Here is a 21,736-nt window from a genome sequence, read left to right on the forward strand (position 1 = left end):
TGAAACTTAGGTTATACCTGTGCTTCATACCATACTGTAATTGTTGTAGAATTTCCCGGATTTGTATTTTTATATGAAAGCCTTGTATATTGTGAATAAATAAATGGCACTAAAGCCTTAGTTTCTCCTGGTTGAATAACAATACTATCCCCGTCATTAAGCCAGACATCATCACCGGGACTGATTTGCAGCTGAAGTAGAGCAGGATTAGCACCGGTATTGTTTACAAAATATGTCATCATGCTATAAGCAGAACTACTATTTACATTAGTAAAATTCATCATATCATAAGTGGTATAAGTCGTCTTTGTCTTTGCAAATCTCCTGTCGTTGAGTGATACGAGTATACTTACTTCATAGCTTGTAATAAGCATCGGTCTTAATGATAAGTTGACACTTTCTTCTCTTGAAAAGAAATTTTTTGTTTCAAAATTCTGCGTTTCAGGTGTCCTGAGCATTACTCCATTATTAGCATAAACACCATTTACCCATCCGTTTACGATATTTGTAATATTCCATTCATACCATCCCGGTCCGGTTACAGCACTGATTGTTCCAAAAACTGACATATTAACAGCAGGTGCCGTATTCCAAGTAACTGTATTTTCATCCCATACTCCCGTAACAAGATAAGGGGTAATATTTGCTGCAATACTTGAATTTGTAACCAAACCTATATACAACCTTAAAATAGCATTTGTAACAGTTGAACCTGCTGGTATAGAACTTACATCAAATTGTACAAGAGCCCTGTATACTGAATTCCCAGAAAAACCTATAAAGTACCTTCCTATCCATAGATTTTTATCACTACCGGTATTTGTTGTAGGATATCCCGATTCTAATGAAGCATCTTTTGCTGACGGCTGTATAACTATCGTCGGCATAATCACACTTCCTTACTAAAATTATTTATGATAAAATGCAATACTCTATTGGCATATTCTGCTCTTTTGCTCCACGAATTTTCATAGGCAATCTTTATATACATTTCCCTTTTCTCTCTATTTGTATCTTCTAAAGCTATCCTTAACATCATGTTGAAATCAAATTTATTCTCAGCAACCAATATTTCTTTATACCTTGCAACTTCAGGCATATTTGTAGACACTACAGGTTTACCTGCACTTAAATATTCGTACATCTTAATAGGGTCACACCCCTCTGTCATAGTAGTTATTTTAAACGGTATGATACATACGTCAAAATATTGCAAATACATAGGAAGCAAGCTGTATTCTTTTCTTCCTATGTAATATATATTGCTTCTTTCAGGCATATTTTTAACATGATTGTACAGTGGTCCTATAAATACAAAATTATATGCAGGATTTTTTTTTGTTATATAATCTATAAGTTCCCAGTCAAGCCAGCTTGCCAGCGCTCCAAAATATCCAATAATTGGTTTATTATTTTTGGGCAAATCCTTCGGTTTTTCTGAAAACTTTTCTTTTGCTCTGTTAAAATGTTCAAAATCTGCACCATTAGGCAGCATAAAAACATTTTTGTTTATAATTTTGTGCATTTCATACAGTTTTTTTGATGTAGAAAAAATTAAATCCGATTCTCTTTGTAGTAAATTAAAATTTGTCATCCAGCCGCTGAATTCCTCTGATGGATAATCGATTGAATCAAAAATGACAAATTTTTTACCGAATCTTCTAATATAGTTATAATTAGGCGGATATGAAATCCACAAAATTGGTGTTTCATTCAATTTAACATAATTTATATCAACACCGTTTAAAAGATAAAAATTTCTTTCAAGTTGAATAACACCATATGCATAATTTTCATTAAATGAGATATTGCAAAAATATATTTTATATCCCATTTTTGCAAATTGTCTTAAAAGCTGTTGAGGTCTTTGATAAAGCCAATTATAATCTATTGTAGGTGGATATATTATTGTCTTCACATCTGCACCTCCCTTATTACGCAGTTTATTTCTATACATAAAATATTGTTACTTTTTTTTGGAGTATATAACATTCAGCATTGACAGTCCTTCATTATCCATCACATCAAAAAGTTTCATAGAACGCATCAATTCTTCTTCTGCCAATTTATATACACCATGCTTGAAATAAAGCTTTCCAAGTCTTAAAAGTATATCTTTTTCATCAACCAGATTAAGCATATTAAGTGCTTTTTCAAACAAATTAAATTCTCGCAATTCCAAAAGCCTGTCAAGTATAAAAAATATAATATCACTGTATATCCGGCTTTTCTCGGTACTAAAAGGAATAGGGACCTCATTATTTAATAAAGAATTCAATCTAAAGTACACTATATATTCATCATGCGAAATTTCACTTAAAACCTTCATAGGTTTTTCAAGCTCACCCCCTGTAAGTAATCGACAAATAATATTATCAACAGTTCCTTCTCTTAAATATTCTCCTTCTAAAATCATGTCAAAAAATTTTTCAGCATCTTCGTATTTATGCATATACATCAATATTCTGCCTTTAATGTAATAAGTGATATTGTTCTTTATATCATTTAAAGCCTTGTCAATGTATTCAAGTGCCAAATCGTACTTGCTTTTTGTGAAAAATATATCACTCAGTATAACATAAGAACTATGGGAATCATCAAAGTGAGATTTAATCTTGTCTGCTGCGGTTTTTTCATCATAAATATTAAAATATAAATCAGAAAGCTTATAAAGTATATCTTTATTTAAAGGATTCATTCTTAATGAATTTAAATAACAATTTATAGCCTCATGATAATCCATCATTTCATAATAAATTTCTCCCATTGCATAATATGCCTTAAATCCACCTACACCTGTTATAAACCTGTCTAAAAGAGGTGGATCTCCCATTTCAACGCATTTCATAAAGCTCTTCAGTGCAAGAGAATACTGTCTTAGTCTATGGTGTATCATACCTTTTAAAAAAACAATGTCTGTTATATCTGCATACTTTTTTAATGATTCATTGCATAATTTTAAGGCATCATCAATCCTATTAAGCTGACTTAGACACATTATCATTCTTATCAGGAGTTTACTTGTATAACCTGTCTTAACATCTTCTAAGTTGTCATAGGCTTTTTTAAAATGTTCATAAGCTTTTTCATTATTGCCAAGTGCCATGTATTCAGTACCCATATTGAAATTATGAAACGGGTTTTCAGGGTCTTTCTTAAGTTCTTCTTCAAGTATACCCATATTCCTTTTCCTTTTGTCCTTATCTTTTATATTTTGATTAAGATATCCATAATGATATACCCTTATGGGTATCTCCCTTACAATGCCTCCTTTCTGAAGTACTGACATAAGTATCTGCTCATGTATTGCACCTGTAAACCTGTATTCTGCCTTATTTTTTATAATCCTTACATTAAGGTTTGAAAGCGTATCAATACCCGGTCTATCACCTACGTAGCTTATCGTTTCAAACAAATATGCATCTATTTTAACGTCTTTTAATAATGATTTTATTTTATATGCTTCTTTTCCATCAAGTTCATCATCGGCATCCATAAGAAGTATCCATTCCCCTTCTGCTTTATCCATGGCAAAATTTCTGGCAGCACTGAAGTCATTATTCCATTTATAATAATACACATTTGCGCCAAAACCCTCTGCTATTTCAACTGTTCTATCAGTACTTCCTGTATCTACAATAACCATCTCATCGACTATTTCTTTTACACTTTTTAAACAACGCAGAAGATTATTTTCCTCATTTTTTACAATCATACATAAACTCAGCATAAAGACACCCCTCTCACAGCTTATGTAACAGGGCTTTAAGCCCCGTTACATTATACTTGTGCATTGTAGTATAATTGTGCTGTTACTGCAGTAGCACCGGTATCATAATAAAGTCTTGTATATTGCATAAATTTGGTAGTCGCAATCACTGTTATAGCTCCACCTGCTATAGCATAGCTTGCACCGTCATCAACAAAATAGGTTGCCGTTGTAGTCGGGCTAATCTGTAGTTTCACTGTAACAGTATTTGTGCCTGTATTTGTTATATAGTATGAATACATCGACTTATTACCTGTATTTTCTGTTAATACAACACCTGTTCCTGTAACATTTGCAATAGACGTTGAATCCTCTACAAATATTCTGCTTCCAAGTGTGAATGAATCTGTTGAACCACTAAGCGGTCTTATATCAAGGGCTGATGCTGTTACTGTTACTGTACCCTGAGCCGTCACAGTACCTGCCACCGTAACAGATCCGCTGCTTACAATAATCGAATCTGTGACACCACTAAGCGGTCTTACATCAAGGGCTGATGCCGTTACTGTTACTGTACCCTGAGCTGTCACAGTACCTGCCACCGTAACAGATCCGTCAACGGTCGACAATAATTTACCTGTAGTTGAATCAAGCAAAAAAGGTGTTGCAGTCGTGCCTTTCATACCATGAATTAAGGTCTTCAGCTGTTCTGCCACTGGATTAAATACTATATTATTAGGCATTTGAAAATCCTCCCTTCAATATATATATTATTAAATTGACTAAAAATTGCGACTTGTCCATATATATAAAAATATATAAAAAAATACCTTTAAAAAGGATTTTTCGCTTTATTTTGCTTCTATGAAAATATTTCTTAAAAAAGGGTTATAATAATATTTGTAAAATAAGAATAGGAAGGTGATTTGATGTTTTTACTTTTACAAGGGGGTGAAGTATACACACCAGAGCCTATTGGCAAAAAAGATATACTCACATGCAATGAGAAAATTATAAAAATCGCTGATAAAATCAAGATTCCAGAATTACCGGAAATTGAAGTTGTAAATTTAAATGGATATATTGTTGTTCCGGGGTTTATAGATCAGCATGTACATATAGCAGGCGGCGGTGGCGAAGGTGGTCCTGCAACAAGAACGCCGGAAGTACAACTTAGCAACTTAACAAAGGGTGGAATAACAACTGTAGTAGGTTTACTTGGAGCAGATGGTATTACGAGAAATATGACAGCACTTCTTGCAAAAGCAAGAGCACTTGAAATCGAAGGATTGACAACATATATTTATACGGGAGCATACGAATTACCTACACGAACTTTAACAAATAGCGTCAGGTCTGACCTTGTAATAATTGACAAAGTAATAGGAACAGGTGAAATTGCCATATCTGACCATAGGTCTGCACAGCCAACACTTGAAGACCTTACGAAACTTGCCGCAGAGGCAAGGGTTGGCGGTCTTCTCGGCAATAAACCCGGCATTGTCCACCTCCATGTAGGTGAAGGAATTCGAGGGCTTACACCAATAATTGACATTGTGAAAAATACGGAAATACCCGTAACACAGTTTATACCAACACATGTAAATAGAATAAGCCGTTTATTTGAACAAGCAATGGAATTTATCCGAATGGGAGGGACTGTAGACCTTACCTCAGACATAAAGCCGGATGAAAATTCAAAAACCGCCTTAACACCGGTTGATGCCATAAAAAAAATTATTGAAAATCAACTTCCTCTTGATAAAATAACCATGAGTTCCGACAGCAACGGGAGCATCCCAGTTTTTGATGAGGATAAAAAACTTGTAAAGGTAATGGTCGGCAATGCAACAACATTGTACAGAGATTTAAAAACAATTATTGCTCAAAATGTACTTCCGATAGAAAAAGCCATAAAAATAATTACTGAAAATGTCGCAAAGGTACTTCATATTTATCCTAAAAAAGGATGTATAAAAGAAAAATCCGATGCAGACTTTGTAATCTTAGACAGCAATCTAAATATTTCATCAGTTATTGCAAGGGGAAATTTCATGATTAAATTTGGTAAACTTGTTAAAAAGGGCGTGTTTGAAGATATTTGTAATTAATATAAGTTAATCCATCTGTTGATAATTTTAAAGATACTTTTTCATTATTCTTTCTGCTATTGTTTCCATAGGCAATGTAGAATCCATGCTCATTTTCCTCATTAATTTATAAGCTCCGTCTTCATCAAGTCCTTTAACTTTCATTAATAAACCTTTTGCCCTTTCTATCTTTTTCCGGGCTTCTATTTGTTTTTTTAGACTTTTAATCTCATTTTTTAGATCTGAATATTTTTTGTGGTTTTCTACAACAAATTCTGCAATATTTAATAGCAGCAATCTATCAACAGGTTTTAAAAGATATGCGTATACGGAATAATTTTTAATTTCATCTAAAAATCCCTTCTGTATTGTAGGAGTAATGAGGATAACAGGTGCAACATTATCCTCATTAATTATATGTGCAACCTCATATGCATTCACACCTGTTATACCCATATCCACAAGTACAAGGTCAGGCTTAAGGGAACGGGACAGCCTTATGGCACTACCGCCATCCCTTGCTTCATAAACTAAATGACCGCTTGTCAATAATATTCCCTTTAAAATATTCCTGCTGCTATTATTACTATCTGCAACAACTATACGCCATTGATTATTCATGAATAACTCCCCTTAATCCTTAGAATTTCGTTAGATATTGCTCAATCTCCCACTGTGTAACATAATTTCTATATGAATTCCACTCAGCCCATTTCGCTTCAACAAATTTATTATAAACATGTGAACCGAGAGCATTTTTTATAACCTCATCTTTTTCAAGCTCAATTAATGCTTCTTCAAGAGAAGCAGGTAATCTTTCTATATTAAGGTCCTCTAATTCACTTTTTCCCATTTTGTATATATTCCTGTCAACAGCTTTCGGAGGAAGTATTTTATTTTTAATGCCATCAAGTCCGGCTGCCAATGCTACTGAAAGTGCCAAGTAAGGATTGTTTGTAGGATCAGGGCTTCTTAATTCTATCCTTGTTGAATTTCCTCTTTTGGCAGGTATTCTAATCAATGGACTTCTGTTGCGTCCTGACCATGCAATATATACAGGTGCTTCAAAACCTGATACCAATCTTTTATAAGAATTGACAATTGAATTTGTTACTGCGGTAAGCGCCTTTGCATGTTTCATAAGTCCACCTATATAATGGTAACAATATTGACTTAATTCCATCGGTCCTTCCGGATCGTAAAAGGCGTTTTTCCCATCTTTTGTCAGGGACTGATTCATATGCATACCCGAACCAGCTATTCTATGTACAGGTTTAGGCATAAATGTAGCATGAAGTCCATGTTTTTGAGCTATAATCCGTACAACCATTTTAAATGTCATAATATTATCTGCTGTTGTCAAAGCATTATCATATTTAAAATCAATCTCGTGCTGTCCAGGACCTACTTCATGATGTGAAGCCTCAATATCAAATCCCATCTGTTTCAATGTAGAAACCATTTCTTTTCTTGCACTTTCACCAAGGTCAACCGGCGCCATGTCAAAATAATTTGCAGAATCCTGTGTTACAGTTGTAGGATTACCCTTTTCATCAGTGAGAAACATATAAAATTCACATTCAGGTCCTACATTCATTGTATCAAAACCAAGCTTTTTAGCCTCTTCTATATTTCTCCTTAGAACAAATCTCGGATCACCCTCAAATGGTGTACCGTCCGGATTATATATATCGCATATAAGCCTTGCTTCAATCCCGCTGGAAGTCCTCCAAGGGAAAATAACAAACGTATTAGTATCAGGTCTTAAGTACATGTCTGATTCTTCAATCCTTACAAAACCATCAATCGAAGAACCATCAAACATCAGCTCATTGTTTAAAGCTTTGTCAAGTTCCTCAATCGGAATTGACACATTTTTTAAGATACCAAAGATATCGCAAAACTGAAGATGGATAAACTCAACACCCTGCTCATTGGAAATTCTCAATACATCCTCTTTGCTGTATTTATTTTTCATACAAATCCTCCTCTTTGAAATTAAAATCAGGGTGTTCTCAATTACGAGTTAAAAACCTTTAATTTGAGGACACCCTTGTCTTCAATAATTATAGCATTAAAAAAAATATGTAGCAATATATTTTTTATGCTTAAAGATTAAAAATATTATATATGGCAAAACTAATATCATGAATAAAACATATAGGGAGCTGATTAATAAAATGAAACGATATTTTAAATTACTATCTGCCATCCTCATTTTATTGTTTATTCTACTTCCATCCGGCTGCCAGAAAAAACAAAAAAAACCTATTGCACAAAAAACGCAAACAGCACAGAAACCCCAACTACCTAAAGAACTTAAAAAAATAGAACAGGATATTGATTCTATTATTAAAGAAACACAAAAAATGCAGAACATGCCTCCACAGCAGGCTCAAAAAGAAAAAGAAAAAAATGAGAAAGGAAAGGAAAAAGAAGGTAAGAAAACCTCGAAAGAAGGGCAAAATGAAAAACAGGAGGAAGAGCAAGCACCTCAGGAAAAATCCTGGAATACTATTTCACAAACAGTTAAGGATATACATACTAACTGGAATGCTTTAAATCCTATAGCTGTTAAAGCAGGAGCAAAACCAAATCTCATAGACAATATGAGTACAGCAATTAATAATCTAACAATAAGCGTAGAACAAAAATCTTTAAATGATATAATGATAAAGTCAAATAATGTATATAAATATATTCCGGATTTAGAAGATATGTTTAAAACTGTAATGCCCCCTGATTTAAAGAGATTAAAGTACTACAACAGGGATATCTTATTTAACACATATACAGATGACTGGGACACTATATCAAAAGATATTATAAATTTAAATACAATATGTAAATCATTAAAGCCAAAACTTCCTAAGGAAGCAAAATATGCTTCCGATAAATTTGAAGCAGGACTTACGGAACTTGAAAAAGCAGTAAAATCCAAAGACAAAACAATAGCAAAAGTAAAATCAGAAATACTCGAGATAGATATAAAATCCCTTGAAAGTACAATAAAATAAAAGCCAAATATTTATTTTATTTAGCGGGCTTTCATCACTTAGCTATCCCATATGACGGATACACCAAAAAATATCTTCTTTAATAAGGAAGCTATTTTAATATGCAGTTAACCTTATTTTATTGACTTCATATAATATTAATGATATATTTTATATTAATAAAAATTTCTTTTTAAATTTATTAAATTGTATTGAGGAGGTTAAACATGGGAGTCAATGTAGCAATTGTAGGTGCAACCGGAATGGTTGGAAACACATTTATAAAAGTACTTGAAGATAGAAATTTCCCCGTTGACAAATTATATCTTTTTGCATCATCTAAATCAGCTGGTAAAAAACTTAAATTTAGAGAAAACGAATATACAGTAGAAGAATTAAATGAAAATAGCTTTGATCGCGATATACAAATCGCTCTTTTTTCAGCAGGCGGTTCTACCAGTAAAAAATATGCGCCAATTGCAGCATCAAAAGGAGTTACCGTTATTGACAACTCAAGTGCATGGAGAATGGACGAAAATATTCCATTAATTGTTCCTGAAGTAAATCCTCAGGATATTTCATGGAACAAGGGAATAATCGCAAATCCAAATTGCTCAACAATTCAGATGGTTGTTCCGTTAAAACCACTTCATGATAAATATAAGATTAAGCGAATAGTTGTTTCGACATACCAAGCTGTATCAGGGGCAGGTAAAAAAGGTGTCGATGACCTTGAAAGAAGTCTTAAAGGCGAACCAAACCAAGTATTCCCATACCCAATCGCAAACAACTGTCTGCCGCATATAGATGTATTTCTACCCGATGGTTATACTAAAGAAGAAATGAAAATGGTCAATGAAACAAAGAAAATTATGGGTGATGATTCGATAAAGGTTTCCCCTACGGCAGTAAGAGTACCTGTCGAAATTTCACACAGCGAATCTGTAAATTTGGAATTTGAAAAACCATATGAAATGGAAGAATTAAAGGATTTATTAAAAAACGCCCCCGGCGTAATTTTAAGAGATGACCCTGACAACAATATATACCCATTGGCTACCATTGCAAAAGGTCATGATGAAGTATATGTAGGTAGGATAAGACGTGATGAAACAGTATACAGTGGTTTAAACATGTGGATTGTTGCAGATAACGTAAGAAAAGGTGCTGCTTCTAACGCTGTCCAGATAGCAGAGCTATTAATCAAAAATATGTGAAAGGAGTTTTAAAATGTCAGTATTCAAAGGGTCTGGTGTTGCCATAGTTACACCCTTTACAGAGGATAGCGTAAATCTTGAAAAACTTGGTGAATTATTAGAATGGCAAATAAAAGAAGGTACCGATGCGATAATTGTATGTGGTACAACCGGTGAGGCTTCTACAATGACAGATAAAGAAAAGATGGATACAATAGAATATACCATTGATAAAGTTGCAGGAAGAATACCGGTAATCGCGGGAACAGGTTCGAATAATACAGCACACAGCATCGAAATGAGCACATTTGCAGCTTCAAAGGGTGCTGATGCCTTACTTGTTATAACCCCTTATTATAATAAAACAACACAGAAAGGGCTTGTTGAACATTATTGCGAAATTGCAAAACATGTCAATATACCGATTATCGTTTATAATGTGCCCGGAAGAACCGGAATGAACATAACTCCCGAAACATTATTTGAAATATGCAAAAAAGTTGATAATGTAGTAGCAGTAAAAGAAGCCAGCAGTAATATCTCACAGATAGCAGAAATTGCCCGCATTATGGGAAAATCATTCCATATATATTCCGGTAACGATGACCAGGTTGTACCTATTATGTCTCTTGGAGGACTTGGTGTTATTTCTGTTGCTGCAAATATTGTGCCGAAAAAAGTACATGAAATGACAACTTCATATTTAAACGGTGATATTGAAAAAGCAAGAGAAATACAGTTAGAACTTAATTTGTTAAATAAGGTGCTTTTCATTGAAACAAACCCAATACCTATAAAAACCGCAATGAATTTAATAGGGTTTGAAGTAGGACCGTTAAGGCTGCCTCTTGTAAATATGAGCGATAAAAATCTCGAAATACTTAAATCTACCCTTAAAACGTATGGTTTTAACATAAAGGGGGAATAATCAATGTTAATGATAATAAACCATGGCTGTAATGGTAAAATGGGCAGGGTTATATCTCGGCTTGTTTCTGAAAAATCGGATTACAAAATTGTGGCAGGTATTGATAAAAATTCTGCATCATCTGATTTCCCCATATATACCAGTTTGAAAGATGTAAAAGAAGATGCAGATGTTATTATTGATTTTTCATTTCACAGTGCTGTACCTGACTTGTTAAAAAATGCCGAATTAAAAAAAATCCCAGTTGTTGTTGCTACAACCGGTTTAAGTGATGATGAATTATGCGCTTTAAAAGAAGCATCAAAAACAATACCTATTTTTCGTTCAGCAAATATGTCCTTAGGTATAAATATATTAATAAATTTAGTAAAAGAAGCAGCAAAGATTCTTCAAAATAATTACGATATAGAAATCATAGAAAAACACCATAATATGAAAAAAGATGCTCCAAGCGGTACCGCTCTTATGATAGCAGATGCTATAAATGAGGTTTTAACCGAAAAAAAAGAATATATTTATGGCAGACATAGCAAAACAGATACAAGAAAAGAAAACGAACTTGGAATACATGCAATAAGAGGCGGCACAATTGTAGGAGAACATGATGTAATATTTGCAGGGCATGATGAAATTCTTACAATAAGTCATTCTGCCAGGTCAAGAGAAATTTTTGCCATTGGGGCATTAAAGGCCGCAGAATTTATTGTTAACCAAAAACCAGGTATATATGATATGAACTCCCTTCTTGAGAAAGGATGATTTGAATTTGAAACCGAAAGATGAAATTACAAATCCATATGAAATTGCAAGATTTATAAAAGAATCAAAAAAAGCCACACCTGTTAAAGCATATATCGATGGTGAATTAAATTATACAGATATAGATGGCATTGAAATTTATGGTGAAAACAATTTTAAAATAGCATTTGGAGAACTTGAGGATATTCAAAAATTACTAAATAAAAATAGCAGCAGGATAAAAAAATTCCGCCTTGAACTTGACAGAAGAAATTCAGCAATCCCCCTTCTTGACATAAAAAATATAGATGCACGTATAGAACCTGGCGCTGTCATAAGAGATAGAGTTAAAATCGGGAAAAATGCAGTTATAATGATGGGGGCAATTATAAACATAGGCGCTGAAATTGGAGAAAATACAATGATAGATATGAATGCAGTAATTGGTGCAAGAGGAATTATAGGCAAAAATGTCCATGTTGGCGCAGGTGCTGTAATAGCAGGAGTACTTGAACCTCCAAGCAGTATACCTGTTGTACTTGAAGACAATGTATTAATAGGAGCAAATGCGGTAGTTCTTGAAGGTGTCAGAGTAGGGCATGACTCAGTTGTAGGGGCAGGTTCTATAGTTATTGAAGATGTCCCGCCAAATACTGTTGTAGCCGGTGTACCTGCTAAAATCGTAAAAATAAAAGACGAAAAAACCAAAGAACGAACAAAATTACTTGATGATTTAAGAGGATAGTTTTAAACCCGGGATATCCCGGGTTTAAAACTCTATACCACATCGTGATTTGATACCTTTCTCATATGGATGCTTAATAAGCTTCATCTCAGTAACAAGGTCAGCCCTTTCAATAAGCTCTTCAGGTGCATTCCTTCCTGTCATAACCATTTCCATGCCTTCAGGTTTCATATCCATCAATTTAATTATATCATCAATCGAATAAAGATTATTATGTAAAACTCCCATTATCTCATCCAGTATCAGAAGGTCACATTTATTATTTTTTAAAACATCTACTATAAATTCATACGCTTCTTTTAACTGCTTTTTAAGTAAATCCTTTTCTTCATCATTCATCTGCCAAAAAAATTTCTTCGATGATTTGAATCTAAAAACCTTAAAATTATCAAAATGACTTAGGGTATGTAATTCTCCAGTATCACGATCCTTTAAAAACTGAATCATGTATACATTAAAACCCCTTCCTATCGCCCTCACGATAAGTCCTACTGCAGCAGTAGTTTTACCTTTCCCGTTTCCAGTATATATTTGAATAAGCCCTTTTTCCAATATGTGTACCCCCTTTATTCATCTTTTTCCCTAAGTTTACCTTCGTTATCAACTTTTTCCATCTTTGTTATTGATACTTCATAAGCAATATGTGTTTCTACTTCATTATCACCTCTTTTTTTCTGATATTCTCTGCTTTGCACCCTGCCCCAAAGCCTTATGTGGTCACCAACGCTCAGCTTTTCACAAAACCTCGCATTCCTTCCCCATGCAATTACAGGTATATAATCAGACTTATTGTAAGACCTATTTACAGCAATCAGCATATCCGCAATTTCCCTTCCAAAGGGTGTTATTCTATAAACCGGATGTTTACATATAAAACCATCAAGAAATATTTCATTAGGATTTTTTACGAATTCCTCCTCATCTATAATTATAATATCCCTTGCAAAAATCGTCAAAATCAGTTTGTTTTTACCGTCAACAGATTGTCTGTTATATGACCTTAATTGACCTTCAATTCTCACCCTTATACCAGTTTCTAAATTCATCCCTTCAAACAGTCTATTCGAAATTGTTACCGGCAATATATCTGTTACATCACTTAATCGAGGTACCTTTAATGTGAAATTAAAAAATTGTTCGCCATATAATTCATGACTAAATTCAAGACCTGATATGATTTTACCTGTTACATTTACTGAATTATTCTCTAAAACATTTCCTGCCATGTATTTACTCTCTCCTTCCATCATGTGTTCCTTCTAATGATATAAATATTAATAAAAGATAGTAATTATGACAGGATGTTTATTTTATTTTTAATTAAATATTTCATAAAATCACCTGATTTTCTAAATTTATCATCATTTATATAATATATCTTTGCTGTGTGAAATATTCTTTTTATTTTTATCATCTGCGTTTAAAATTTATGGATATTTTTATGTATATATTATACTGCCCAAATAAATTTATTTCAAACAGATTTAAAAATTAGTTGACAAACATAAAAAAGCATTGTATATTTATATTAAAATAATCCCTATACCATAAGGATGTATAATAAACTAAAGGAGGTCTTTTTAATGGCTACAGTAAAATTCAGTGTAAAAGCTAAAAATGAAAACAATTTGAAAACAGTAGTTGAAGCAAGAGGTTTCAGAGTAATAATTGATGAACCAGGAAACCTCGGTGGTACAAATGAGGGTCCAAATCCATTGGAGTATTTATTAGCTGCACTTTCTGGATGTATCAATATTACCGGTCATCTCGTTGCCAAGGAGATGGGATTTACGCTTAAGGGTACAGAAATAGCATTGGAAGGTGATATTAATCCAGCAAAATTTACAAAAAATATAGCTGGAGACAGAGCTGGATATAAGGAAATCAGGGTAACAATAAAACCGTATGCAGATGCAGATAAGGAAACACTGGAAAAATGGCTTGAATCTGTTGAAAGCAGATGCCCAGTAAGTGATAATCTTTCCAATGCTACCCCTATAAAAGTTTCGTTAGCCTGACATTTACAACTAAATAAATAATAAAACTCCCCTTTGATGGGGAGTTTTATTATTTATTTGAGAATGTGTCGCTAACAATTTTTTTTACTTTTTCCTGTCCGATTTCTTTTGTATTAACTAATTTTATAGCACCATTTGGACATGCCTCTACACAGGCCGGTTGTCCTTCTGCTCCTTTTCTTTCTATACAAAGTGTGCACTTTGTGGCAACAGCATGTTTATCCGGGACATATACTGCACCAAAAGGACATACAATTGAGCAACTGTGGCATCCAATACAACGCCGTTTATCAATTACTTTTATACCGTCTGGATTTACACTTATAGCCTTTACCGGACATATTTTAACACAAGGGGCATCTTCACATTGTCTGCAAACTGCCTGAGCCATAACAGGATAATTTTTATCCTGTAAAAAAATATATAAAATATTTATATTTGGGCTTAAAGGAATTCCCGACTCTAAAAGCTCCCAATATGGGCGGTTTCCGTTAGCATCAGCGCAGGCTTGTTCGCAGCAACGGCATCCAAGACATTTTTTTATATCAGCAAATATATATTTTGTGCCGCCTTTGACATCCATATTTCATTCCTCCAATATCTTCTAATTATATTTCCCGATTATATATTAAGCAGTTTGCGCCTTTCCATTATAGAACTTTCCATAGCATCAGCTCCGAGGATAGGATCAGCTTCTATTATAAACCGTGCACCTACCATATCCTTTAATTTTGATGTAAGAAGTTCTGTTATTAAGTTGCTTCCTGTTACAGCAGGCGGTGTTCCAAGAAGCAGGTCAAGTCCAAGAACAACACCGAAGGTTCCATCGGCTAAAGCTTGTTCTTCAAGCCATTGAGGTGCAGAAGCAACTATTGGTATTTGTGGTACATCCACCTTTAATACTTCAGCAATTTCCTCTGCTATTATATGAATTCTTCCTATGGAAAGACAAGGACCTACATTTAAAACAGGAGGTATATTTAATTTACGGCATACTTCTTTAAGCTTAGGACCCGCCAGTTCGATGCTTCCTAACCCGTAAAGTCCCGCATTCTCAAGATTTCCTCCTACGCATCCGTTTCCAAGTACCAATATATCTCTTTTAATAAGCTCTTTGGTCAATTCCACGCCATATATACCATGACCCTTTGCAGCCATATTAGAGCAGCCGACAACACCTGCTACACCCTTTATATCACCTTTAACTATTAAATCAATAAGAGGTTTCCATGAACCACCTAGAGCTCCTTTAATGCTGTCTTCAGTAAATCCCGTCATAGCCGGGGTTTTCTCAGCAGGAACATCTATTTTAACTTTTCCGCGCCTATTTTTATAAGCTTTTATAGCCTCATTAAGTGTAATAGCAGCATACTCATCAGCTTTTTCAGGCTGGAATTGATAGAGGTCTGCTCCCACTTTTTTTGCCACATCATCAAGGCATATCTGTTTTACTAAGTATTCTTTACATATTGGTTCAATACCAGGTAAGGTGCAGTTGAACTCTGAGAATACAAGGTCTATGGCTCCTGTACCTAAGATATATTCCTGTGTAAAATTATTACCGACATATCCGCCAAATGCACTGTTTTTATCAGAAGCACATCTCATTTCATAATCCTGTCCAACACAGGTTACACCATATATTTTAAAACCTTTAGCTCCGGCTTCCTGAGCCTTTTTAACCCATTCCTTGTTACTTGCCAATTCCAAAATACGATTTGAAACAACCTGTTGATGTCCTCCAATAGTTGCGAGATTAATATAGCCCTGATCAATAACACCAAAATTAGAATGGGTTGCAGTAATCTTTGGACTTCCAAGCAGTATGTCCTGCATTATGCAAGTTAATTCAAGACCATATATACCTGTTATGATACCAAGTCTTAAACAATGCAATGCCATATCAACAGGGTCACTATTCAAATTGGTAGACGTCTTAGTAAGTGCCGCAATGATTTCTTCATTAACACCACCAGGCAATATATTAAGTTTTTCCCAAGTCGAAACCCTTGCAGGTAAAGATAATTTATAAACAAGTTCAGATTTTTCTGTGTAAGGCTTAGAAAGGTCATTTAATACTTTTGTAGCAAATTCATAAGCAATTCTTTTTACATCTTTATTGGTATTAATGCCTATTTTCTGAGCATATCTTTTTAGCTTTTCCTCATCTTTAATGGTATAAGATGATTTGCCTTCAGCTGCAGAAAGTAATGTATTAGCTGCATTACGACAATGATGAATATAGCAAGAACTACCTGCCGCTATTGCCCTCAAAAGATTGCGTGCAACTATTGTATCTGCTGTAGCACCACAAATCCCTACCGGCTGAGTTGGGGTTATTCTACAAGGTCCATTAGAACATAACCTGCAGCAAATACCTTTGTAGCCAAAACCGCATTTTGGATCACGCTTTTCCCAACGTTTTATGGCTGTGTCAACAAAACCAGGCTTTCGAGAAAGGTCATCAATAACTTTTTCAGCAGAATAAATGTAATTATCACTCATATTATAACAACTCCTTTTTAATATTTATTATTTACAAATTAATTATATCTTCTTTATAATTTAAAGTCAATATTATTTAATAATTTTTTTCTTTTATTTTTACTACATTTTTATTTTAAATTATGCTATAATATCATAGATTCAACAAATTATTCTATCAAAATCGAGGTGAAATACATGCCAATAAATATTCCCGATAATTTACCAGCTGTCGAAATATTGACAAATGAAAATATTTTTGTTATGACAGAAGAACGTGCAACCCATCAGGATATAAGACCATTAAAAATCGCCATACTTAATTTAATGCCTACAAAAATTGCTACAGAAACGCAGCTTCTAAGATTAATAGGAAATACTCCAATACAAGTAAATATTACGCTTTTTTATCCTATTTCACATACACCCAAGCATACACCATCGGATCATCTAATTAATTTTTATAAAAGTTTTAATGATTTGAAAAATGAAAAATTTGATGGGCTTATCATAACAGGTGCACCCGTTGAACAATTGGATTTTGAAGATGTTGATTATTGGGATGAACTTACCCAAATAATGAAATGGAGTACTCAAAATGTTTGTTCAACACTTCATATTTGTTGGGGGGCACAGGCTGGACTCTATTACCATTATGGGATACCGAAATATCCCCTTAAACAAAAAATGTTTGGTGTATTTAAACATAGAGTAAACGTAAAAAATGCAAAACTTATGCGGGGATTTGATGATGAATTCTATGCCCCACATTCAAGACATACTGAAATACGCCGCAAAGATATTGAAAAAGTAAAAGAACTTGAAATATTATCAGAATCTGATGAAGCAGGTCTTTATATATTAAAAACAAAAGGAGGAAAACAAATCTTTGTAATGGGTCATTCTGAATATGAAAAGTTAACACTTAAATATGAATATGAACGAGATAAGCAAAAGGGGATTGATATAAAAATCCCAAAAAATTATTTTTCAGATGATAATCCCCATAAAGAACCGATTGTACGCTGGAGAGGACATGCAAATCTCCTTTTTTCTAACTGGCTTAATTATTATGTTTATCAGGAAACACCCTATAATCTAAACGATTTGAAATAAAAATCAAGTTTTTATTTTAGCGGTTTTTGTTATATCGGTTTTTTTGCCATATGGGCAAACCCTCATACAAATACCGCAAACAGAACCTCTCCCAATATGTTGGTAATTTTTTTTCATATATTCACTGCATGCCCTCGCATCTAAAATCTTAGATCTTTCAATCCCTTCCTCCCATTTGTATCCATTTAAAGCCATCGCAGGACAGCTTTTAACACAAAGGCTGCAATCACCGCATTTGCTTTCTACAATTGGTATTCCAGTTTTAAAAGGCATATCAGTCAATACGGTACCAAGTCTTACCCTTGGACCGTATTTTTCTGTTATCAATAAATCATTTTTCCCTATCCATCCGATACCAGCTCTTGTCGCAGCAGTCTTATGCTGAAAAAGCCCTCTATATTCGCCTAATTCAGCTATCGACTGTGATGCTGGCACTGCAAGGGCATTATATCCAAATTCTTCTATCATCAAAACCATTCTTAAGGTAATCTGATCAATTAAAGTATTTACTGAACGGTAATGATGAAAATAAGTATATGTCGGTTTATCCTTTATTTCATCTATGATTCTGTCAGATAATTTTATTACAATTGTCATGCCATAAGGTAAATCCTTTAAATTATCAGGAAGTACACCATCAAGATTTGAAAAAGCAACCAAAGATGCACCCCATTTTTTAGCATTTTTTTGTAAAATTTCCTGTTTGTTCATTTTATCACCTTTTTAAAAATAGTATAAAAATATTTTAACATATTTTTAAAGCATAAATAAATCTTATCTGGGCAAATTAATATTGAAATAAATAAAAATTGGGAGTGAGATAAAAATGGCTAAAGGAAGTTGGAATGATAATCCTAAAATGGTGCCGGAAGCACATCAGGCACTTGATAATTTAAAATATGAAATTGCTGCAGAACTCGGCTTACCGGTGAAACAAGGCTCAGAAGATTATTGGGGGCATTTATCAAGTCGGGATTGCGGAGCAGTCGGGGGACATATGGTGCAAAGAATAGTCCAATTTGCTGAAAAAGCCATGGCAAATGGTGTAAAATTAGAAAATCCTAAAAAAACTCGTCAATAGCAAATATTAATATATATAGTAAAATATTAAAAGAGGGTATATTTTTATATTCTCTTTTATTTTTACGTACTTTATGTTAAAATGAAATAGTCTTATGATATATTGTTAAGAAAGGAAGTGATATATTGAGCTATGAAACTCAGGAATTAGCGGAAAATAAACTTATTATATTATATATATTAAAAAGAATTGATATGCCTTTAACAGGTGAACAAATTAACAGGATTATAGTTGATAACAAATTAATGAATTACTTTTATCTGAAACATTTTTTGAATGAACTTAATGATAGCAAATTTATAATATTTGAAGATAATAAATTCTTTTTAAGCGAATCAGGTTTAACTGCTTTAAAATTATTTTTAACACATATTCCTGAAGAAACAAGGAAAAAAATCGATAAATATATACTTTACAACAAAGAAACTTTTAAGCAGGAATCTCAATATATAGCAATTTATTCCAAAAAATCGGCAAGCGAATATATTGCAAACTGTAAAGTTGTAGAAAATGGAATTACACTGATTGATTTAAGTATAAGTGTAGTAGATGCAGAACAAGCAAAGATAATTTGTGATAACTGGAAACAAAAATCACAGGATATATATGGCTATATAATAAATAAACTTACGTTTCAATAAAAATACCATCAGGCTCTTTTCCCATTTCTATACTTTTTTCAACTAAAAAATTTTCAATATCAATCAACAATAATTTATTTTCACCTGTATTTGATATAAAAGCTTTTCTATTTTTTACAGTAATATACGAAGGCATATAACCACAATATATTTCTTTATATTCTCCTGTCTTTATACATATTCTCCTTAATGTATTTGAACAAGAATTAACAACATAAATATATTTTTCATCAGAACAAATCGAAATTGGTAGTTTTCCACACTTTAAAGTATTAACTATTTTCTCACTTGACATGTCAAAAATAGAAATAGTTCCATCAAGGCCGGATTCAAGATAGGTATTACTTACAAAAAGATATTTTTCATCATTTGAAAAACACATATCATATGGCTTTGAACCTACAACAAAATCTTTCTCTACCGAAAAATCTAAAGGATTTATAATTGTTATAGAATCTGAATTCATATTGCATACTATAATTTTACCAAACCTTTTATTGTATAATATCGCCTGTGGCTGACTTCCCACCTTTATCTGTTCTACTATTTTTTCAGATTTAATATTAAAAACACTTATGCAATCACCATCACCATTTGTTATTAATATATCATTGTTAAGGATAATACCATTATTAGGACAAGCACCTGCATAAATTGTCCTTAAAAATTTAAAACTATTAATATCTATTATACTTATTGAATCATCATATTCGTTTAAGGTATATAGTTTATTACTGACTTTATCAAAAATCATCCTATGTGGACCTACAACAGGTTCTCTATTATATTGTAATACATTATACATTGCTTTTAATGGCTTGAGCCTTAAAAAATCATTAATGTGTTTATTAATGTTTATGCGTTGAACTGTATCTTCCCCTTTATTGGCAACATATATATTCAACTTAAATCCCCCCGCATATCTATACTTTATAATATGCAGGGGGAGATTATATGCCACAAAAATGGTCGGGGCAACAGGATTTGAACCTGCGACCTCACGGTCCCGAACCGCGCGCGCTACCTCTGCGCTATGCCCCGACGCAAGTATTATTTTATCACAGTTTAATTAATTTTTCAATAGCAAGTTTAACACTCCTCAGTTTTTTATCATTATATTTTCAATAATCTACACCTGCCCTTCTGTAAAGGTCGATAAGGTGTCCTAAAGGTCCGACACCTTTGCCTATCGAAAGTGAATTTTTAATAGCAGTAGTAATATACCTTTTTGCATTTAATACAGCTTCTTTTCTACTAAATCCCTTCCCAAGATATGATGCAATCGCAGCAGAATATGTACATCCTGTACCATGTGTATTTTTTGTGTTTAATCTATCTTCCGGCATTATAAATAGCTCTTTCCCATCATAAAATACATCCGCCGCATCATTTATTAGATGCCCCCCTTTAACAACAACTGCATTTGCTCCCATGTCTACCATCATCTTTGCAGCTTTTTTCATTTCATCAATTCCATTTATTTTAATTCCTGTTATAACTTCAGCTTCAGGAATATTTGGTGTAAGTATATCTGCTAAAGGCATTAATTTTGTTTTCAATACATTAATCGCATCCGTTTTCAATAAATAATACCCGCTTTTAGATATCATAACAGGATCTAACACAATGTTTTGAGCCTTCCATTTTTTCAATGATGATGCTATCACTTCAATTATAGACCCAGTTGAAACCATTCCAATTTTTAATGCATCAACATCAGTGTCATCGAATACACAGTCAATCTGCTCTTTAATTATACTTTCATCCATATTCCGGACATCAAAAACCCCTCTTGTATTTTGAGCAGTTACAGCAGTTATCACAGACATACCATAAACTCCCAGCGCACAAAATGTTTTAAGGTCAGCCTGGATTCCCGCTCCACCTATACTGTCAGAACCAGCAATAGTAAGTATTTTCCTCATTTTTGCCTCCTTAAAAAATAAAGTGTACAAAAAGCACACTTCATACAATTTAATTTTTGAGTATTATAC

23 protein-coding genes and 1 tRNA gene are annotated in these 21,736 nt (G+C 33.3%); 10 read left to right on the top strand and 14 right to left on the bottom strand.

All coding sequences use genetic code 11. The features are described from left to right. Positions 1 to 11 precede the first annotated feature (11 nt). From AC0LWJ_RS06235 to AC0LWJ_RS06250, 4 genes are read right to left on the bottom strand one after another with little or no spacing between them, the layout of a single operon-like run. Positions 12 to 887, bottom strand: a complete 876-nt coding sequence (locus AC0LWJ_RS06235; RefSeq protein ID WP_474237345.1) for a DNRLRE domain-containing protein — start codon at positions 885 to 887, stop codon at positions 12 to 14. Positions 888 to 889: 2 nt separating this feature from the next. Then, positions 890 to 1,918 carry a glycosyltransferase gene (locus AC0LWJ_RS06240; RefSeq protein ID WP_474237346.1) on the bottom strand — a complete coding sequence of 343 codons (1,029 nt, stop codon included), beginning with the start codon at positions 1,916 to 1,918 and terminating at the stop codon, positions 890 to 892. 48 nt (positions 1,919 to 1,966) lie between these two features. Beyond that, positions 1,967 to 3,730, bottom strand: coding sequence for a tetratricopeptide repeat-containing glycosyltransferase family 2 protein (locus tag AC0LWJ_RS06245; protein WP_474237347.1), 1,764 nt, complete (start codon positions 3,728 to 3,730; stop codon positions 1,967 to 1,969). A gap of 50 nt (positions 3,731 to 3,780) precedes the next feature. Beyond that, positions 3,781 to 4,452: a DUF6385 domain-containing protein gene (locus AC0LWJ_RS06250; RefSeq protein ID WP_474237348.1), complete on the bottom strand. Its 672-nt coding sequence runs from the start codon at positions 4,450 to 4,452 to the stop codon at positions 3,781 to 3,783. Positions 4,453 to 4,638: 186 nt separating this feature from the next. Here AC0LWJ_RS06250 and iadA point away from each other — a divergent pair, with 186 nt between their 5' ends. Continuing rightward, complete coding sequence (gene iadA / locus AC0LWJ_RS06255; RefSeq protein ID WP_474237349.1) at positions 4,639 to 5,820, top strand: beta-aspartyl-peptidase; 1,182 nt, start codon at positions 4,639 to 4,641, stop codon at positions 5,818 to 5,820. A gap of 27 nt (positions 5,821 to 5,847) precedes the next feature. Here the strand turns inward: iadA and AC0LWJ_RS06260 are convergent, their stop codons facing one another. Next, positions 5,848 to 6,420 (bottom strand): ANTAR domain-containing response regulator, encoded by a 573-nt coding sequence (locus AC0LWJ_RS06260; RefSeq protein WP_474237351.1) that lies wholly within the window; start codon positions 6,418 to 6,420, stop codon positions 5,848 to 5,850. A 19-nt stretch (positions 6,421 to 6,439) separates the two neighbouring features. Continuing rightward, the gene (gene glnA, locus AC0LWJ_RS06265) at positions 6,440 to 7,777 is read right to left on the bottom strand and encodes a type I glutamate--ammonia ligase (protein ID WP_474237352.1); all 1,338 of its coding nucleotides are present in this window, start codon (positions 7,775 to 7,777) and stop codon (positions 6,440 to 6,442) included. 202 nt (positions 7,778 to 7,979) lie between these two features. On the opposite strand from glnA, the gene AC0LWJ_RS06270 reads away from it, so the two are divergent. The 5 genes from AC0LWJ_RS06270 to dapD all read left to right on the top strand — a co-directional run bounded on the left by AC0LWJ_RS06270 (position 7,980) and on the right by dapD (position 12,402). After that, the gene (locus AC0LWJ_RS06270; RefSeq protein ID WP_503031412.1) at positions 7,980 to 8,816 is read left to right on the top strand and encodes a hypothetical protein; all 837 of its coding nucleotides are present in this window, start codon (positions 7,980 to 7,982) and stop codon (positions 8,814 to 8,816) included. Between the two features lie 206 nt (positions 8,817 to 9,022). Then, positions 9,023 to 10,012 carry an aspartate-semialdehyde dehydrogenase gene (locus AC0LWJ_RS06275; protein WP_474237355.1) on the top strand — a complete coding sequence of 330 codons (990 nt, stop codon included), beginning with the start codon at positions 9,023 to 9,025 and terminating at the stop codon, positions 10,010 to 10,012. A 13-nt stretch (positions 10,013 to 10,025) separates the two neighbouring features. Further along, a complete protein-coding gene (gene dapA / locus AC0LWJ_RS06280) occupies positions 10,026 to 10,919 on the top strand; it encodes a 4-hydroxy-tetrahydrodipicolinate synthase (protein ID WP_474237356.1) in 894 nt (297 codons plus the stop codon). Positions 10,920 to 10,922: 3 nt separating this feature from the next. Further along, entirely contained in the window at positions 10,923 to 11,678 is a 756-nt protein-coding gene (dapB, locus tag AC0LWJ_RS06285; RefSeq protein ID WP_474237358.1) for a 4-hydroxy-tetrahydrodipicolinate reductase, read from the top strand. Between the two features lie 7 nt (positions 11,679 to 11,685). Next, positions 11,686 to 12,402 carry a 2,3,4,5-tetrahydropyridine-2,6-dicarboxylate N-acetyltransferase gene (gene dapD, locus AC0LWJ_RS06290; RefSeq protein ID WP_474237359.1) on the top strand — a complete coding sequence of 239 codons (717 nt, stop codon included), beginning with the start codon at positions 11,686 to 11,688 and terminating at the stop codon, positions 12,400 to 12,402. Positions 12,403 to 12,426: 24 nt separating this feature from the next. On the opposite strand, the gene AC0LWJ_RS06295 is transcribed toward dapD, so the two are convergent. Both AC0LWJ_RS06295 and AC0LWJ_RS06300 read right to left on the bottom strand, forming a co-directional pair. Further along, positions 12,427 to 12,954 carry a cob(I)yrinic acid a,c-diamide adenosyltransferase gene (locus tag AC0LWJ_RS06295; RefSeq protein WP_474237360.1) on the bottom strand — a complete coding sequence of 176 codons (528 nt, stop codon included), beginning with the start codon at positions 12,952 to 12,954 and terminating at the stop codon, positions 12,427 to 12,429. Positions 12,955 to 12,968: 14 nt separating this feature from the next. Next, positions 12,969 to 13,628: a single-stranded DNA-binding protein gene (locus AC0LWJ_RS06300; protein ID WP_474237453.1), complete on the bottom strand. Its 660-nt coding sequence runs from the start codon at positions 13,626 to 13,628 to the stop codon at positions 12,969 to 12,971. A 357-nt stretch (positions 13,629 to 13,985) separates the two neighbouring features. Here AC0LWJ_RS06300 and AC0LWJ_RS06305 point away from each other — a divergent pair, with 357 nt between their 5' ends. Beyond that, positions 13,986 to 14,420, top strand: a complete 435-nt coding sequence (locus tag AC0LWJ_RS06305; RefSeq protein WP_474237361.1) for an OsmC family protein — start codon at positions 13,986 to 13,988, stop codon at positions 14,418 to 14,420. Positions 14,421 to 14,469: 49 nt separating this feature from the next. Here AC0LWJ_RS06305 and AC0LWJ_RS06310 read toward each other — a convergent pair whose 3' ends face one another. Both AC0LWJ_RS06310 and cooS read right to left on the bottom strand, forming a co-directional pair. Next, complete coding sequence (locus AC0LWJ_RS06310) at positions 14,470 to 15,003, bottom strand: 4Fe-4S dicluster domain-containing protein (protein WP_474237362.1); 534 nt, start codon at positions 15,001 to 15,003, stop codon at positions 14,470 to 14,472. Positions 15,004 to 15,041: 38 nt separating this feature from the next. Next, the gene (gene cooS / locus AC0LWJ_RS06315) at positions 15,042 to 16,925 is read right to left on the bottom strand and encodes an anaerobic carbon-monoxide dehydrogenase catalytic subunit (RefSeq protein WP_474237363.1); all 1,884 of its coding nucleotides are present in this window, start codon (positions 16,923 to 16,925) and stop codon (positions 15,042 to 15,044) included. 177 nt (positions 16,926 to 17,102) lie between these two features. Between cooS and metA the strand changes: the two genes are divergently transcribed. Continuing rightward, entirely contained in the window at positions 17,103 to 18,020 is a 918-nt protein-coding gene (gene metA, locus AC0LWJ_RS06320) for a homoserine O-acetyltransferase MetA (RefSeq protein WP_474237364.1), read from the top strand. A gap of 3 nt (positions 18,021 to 18,023) precedes the next feature. On the opposite strand, the gene AC0LWJ_RS06325 is transcribed toward metA, so the two are convergent. Beyond that, positions 18,024 to 18,731 (bottom strand): 4Fe-4S double cluster binding domain-containing protein, encoded by a 708-nt coding sequence (locus AC0LWJ_RS06325; RefSeq protein WP_474237365.1) that lies wholly within the window; start codon positions 18,729 to 18,731, stop codon positions 18,024 to 18,026. A 115-nt stretch (positions 18,732 to 18,846) separates the two neighbouring features. Between AC0LWJ_RS06325 and AC0LWJ_RS06330 the strand changes: the two genes are divergently transcribed. Continuing rightward, entirely contained in the window at positions 18,847 to 19,101 is a 255-nt protein-coding gene (locus tag AC0LWJ_RS06330; RefSeq protein WP_474237366.1) for an alpha/beta-type small acid-soluble spore protein, read from the top strand. A gap of 125 nt (positions 19,102 to 19,226) precedes the next feature. After that, positions 19,227 to 19,742: a DUF4364 family protein gene (locus tag AC0LWJ_RS06335; RefSeq protein ID WP_474237367.1), complete on the top strand. Its 516-nt coding sequence runs from the start codon at positions 19,227 to 19,229 to the stop codon at positions 19,740 to 19,742. Here AC0LWJ_RS06335 and AC0LWJ_RS06340 read toward each other — a convergent pair. From AC0LWJ_RS06340 to thiD, 3 genes are all read right to left on the bottom strand, one after another. Then, positions 19,729 to 20,646 carry a YncE family protein gene (locus AC0LWJ_RS06340; RefSeq protein WP_474237368.1) on the bottom strand — a complete coding sequence of 306 codons (918 nt, stop codon included), beginning with the start codon at positions 20,644 to 20,646 and terminating at the stop codon, positions 19,729 to 19,731. The two genes, AC0LWJ_RS06335 and AC0LWJ_RS06340, sit on opposite strands and share 14 nt — an antisense overlap. Positions 20,647 to 20,708: 62 nt before the next feature. After that, positions 20,709 to 20,783 (bottom strand) — tRNA-Pro (locus AC0LWJ_RS06345). Between the two features lie 80 nt (positions 20,784 to 20,863). Continuing rightward, the gene (gene thiD, locus AC0LWJ_RS06350) at positions 20,864 to 21,667 is read right to left on the bottom strand and encodes a bifunctional hydroxymethylpyrimidine kinase/phosphomethylpyrimidine kinase (RefSeq protein WP_474237369.1); all 804 of its coding nucleotides are present in this window, start codon (positions 21,665 to 21,667) and stop codon (positions 20,864 to 20,866) included. Positions 21,668 to 21,736: the final 69 nt, after the last annotated feature.

It is taken from the genome of Aceticella sp. 75b-Ac (genome assembly GCF_056032965.2).

Excerpts from the sequence above, each read along its gene's own strand:
- AC0LWJ_RS06325 (WP_474237365.1), bottom strand. The coding sequence starts at position 18,731 with ATGAACAAACAGGAAATTTTACAAAAAAATGCTAAAAAATGGGGTGCA.
- AC0LWJ_RS06235 (WP_474237345.1), bottom strand. The coding sequence starts at position 887 with ATGCCGACGATAGTTATACAGCCGTCAGCAAAAGATGCTTCATTAGAA.
- AC0LWJ_RS06270 (WP_503031412.1), top strand. The coding sequence starts at position 7,980 with ATGAAACGATATTTTAAATTACTATCTGCCATCCTCATTTTATTGTTT.
- dapB (WP_474237358.1), top strand. The coding sequence starts at position 10,923 with ATGTTAATGATAATAAACCATGGCTGTAATGGTAAAATGGGCAGGGTT.
- AC0LWJ_RS06300 (WP_474237453.1), bottom strand. The coding sequence starts at position 13,628 with ATGGCAGGAAATGTTTTAGAGAATAATTCAGTAAATGTAACAGGTAAA.
- glnA (WP_474237352.1), bottom strand. The coding sequence starts at position 7,777 with ATGAAAAATAAATACAGCAAAGAGGATGTATTGAGAATTTCCAATGAG.
- thiD (WP_474237369.1), bottom strand. The coding sequence starts at position 21,667 with ATGAGGAAAATACTTACTATTGCTGGTTCTGACAGTATAGGTGGAGCG.
- cooS (WP_474237363.1), bottom strand. The coding sequence starts at position 16,925 with ATGAGTGATAATTACATTTATTCTGCTGAAAAAGTTATTGATGACCTT.
- iadA (WP_474237349.1), top strand. The coding sequence starts at position 4,639 with ATGTTTTTACTTTTACAAGGGGGTGAAGTATACACACCAGAGCCTATT.
- AC0LWJ_RS06260 (WP_474237351.1), bottom strand. The coding sequence starts at position 6,420 with ATGAATAATCAATGGCGTATAGTTGTTGCAGATAGTAATAATAGCAGC.
- AC0LWJ_RS06275 (WP_474237355.1), top strand. The coding sequence starts at position 9,023 with ATGGGAGTCAATGTAGCAATTGTAGGTGCAACCGGAATGGTTGGAAAC.
- AC0LWJ_RS06305 (WP_474237361.1), top strand. The coding sequence starts at position 13,986 with ATGGCTACAGTAAAATTCAGTGTAAAAGCTAAAAATGAAAACAATTTG.
- AC0LWJ_RS06250 (WP_474237348.1), bottom strand. The coding sequence starts at position 4,452 with ATGCCTAATAATATAGTATTTAATCCAGTGGCAGAACAGCTGAAGACC.
- AC0LWJ_RS06245 (WP_474237347.1), bottom strand. The coding sequence starts at position 3,730 with ATGCTGAGTTTATGTATGATTGTAAAAAATGAGGAAAATAATCTTCTG.
- dapA (WP_474237356.1), top strand. The coding sequence starts at position 10,026 with ATGTCAGTATTCAAAGGGTCTGGTGTTGCCATAGTTACACCCTTTACA.
- AC0LWJ_RS06310 (WP_474237362.1), bottom strand. The coding sequence starts at position 15,003 with ATGGATGTCAAAGGCGGCACAAAATATATATTTGCTGATATAAAAAAA.
- AC0LWJ_RS06330 (WP_474237366.1), top strand. The coding sequence starts at position 18,847 with ATGGCTAAAGGAAGTTGGAATGATAATCCTAAAATGGTGCCGGAAGCA.
- metA (WP_474237364.1), top strand. The coding sequence starts at position 17,103 with ATGCCAATAAATATTCCCGATAATTTACCAGCTGTCGAAATATTGACA.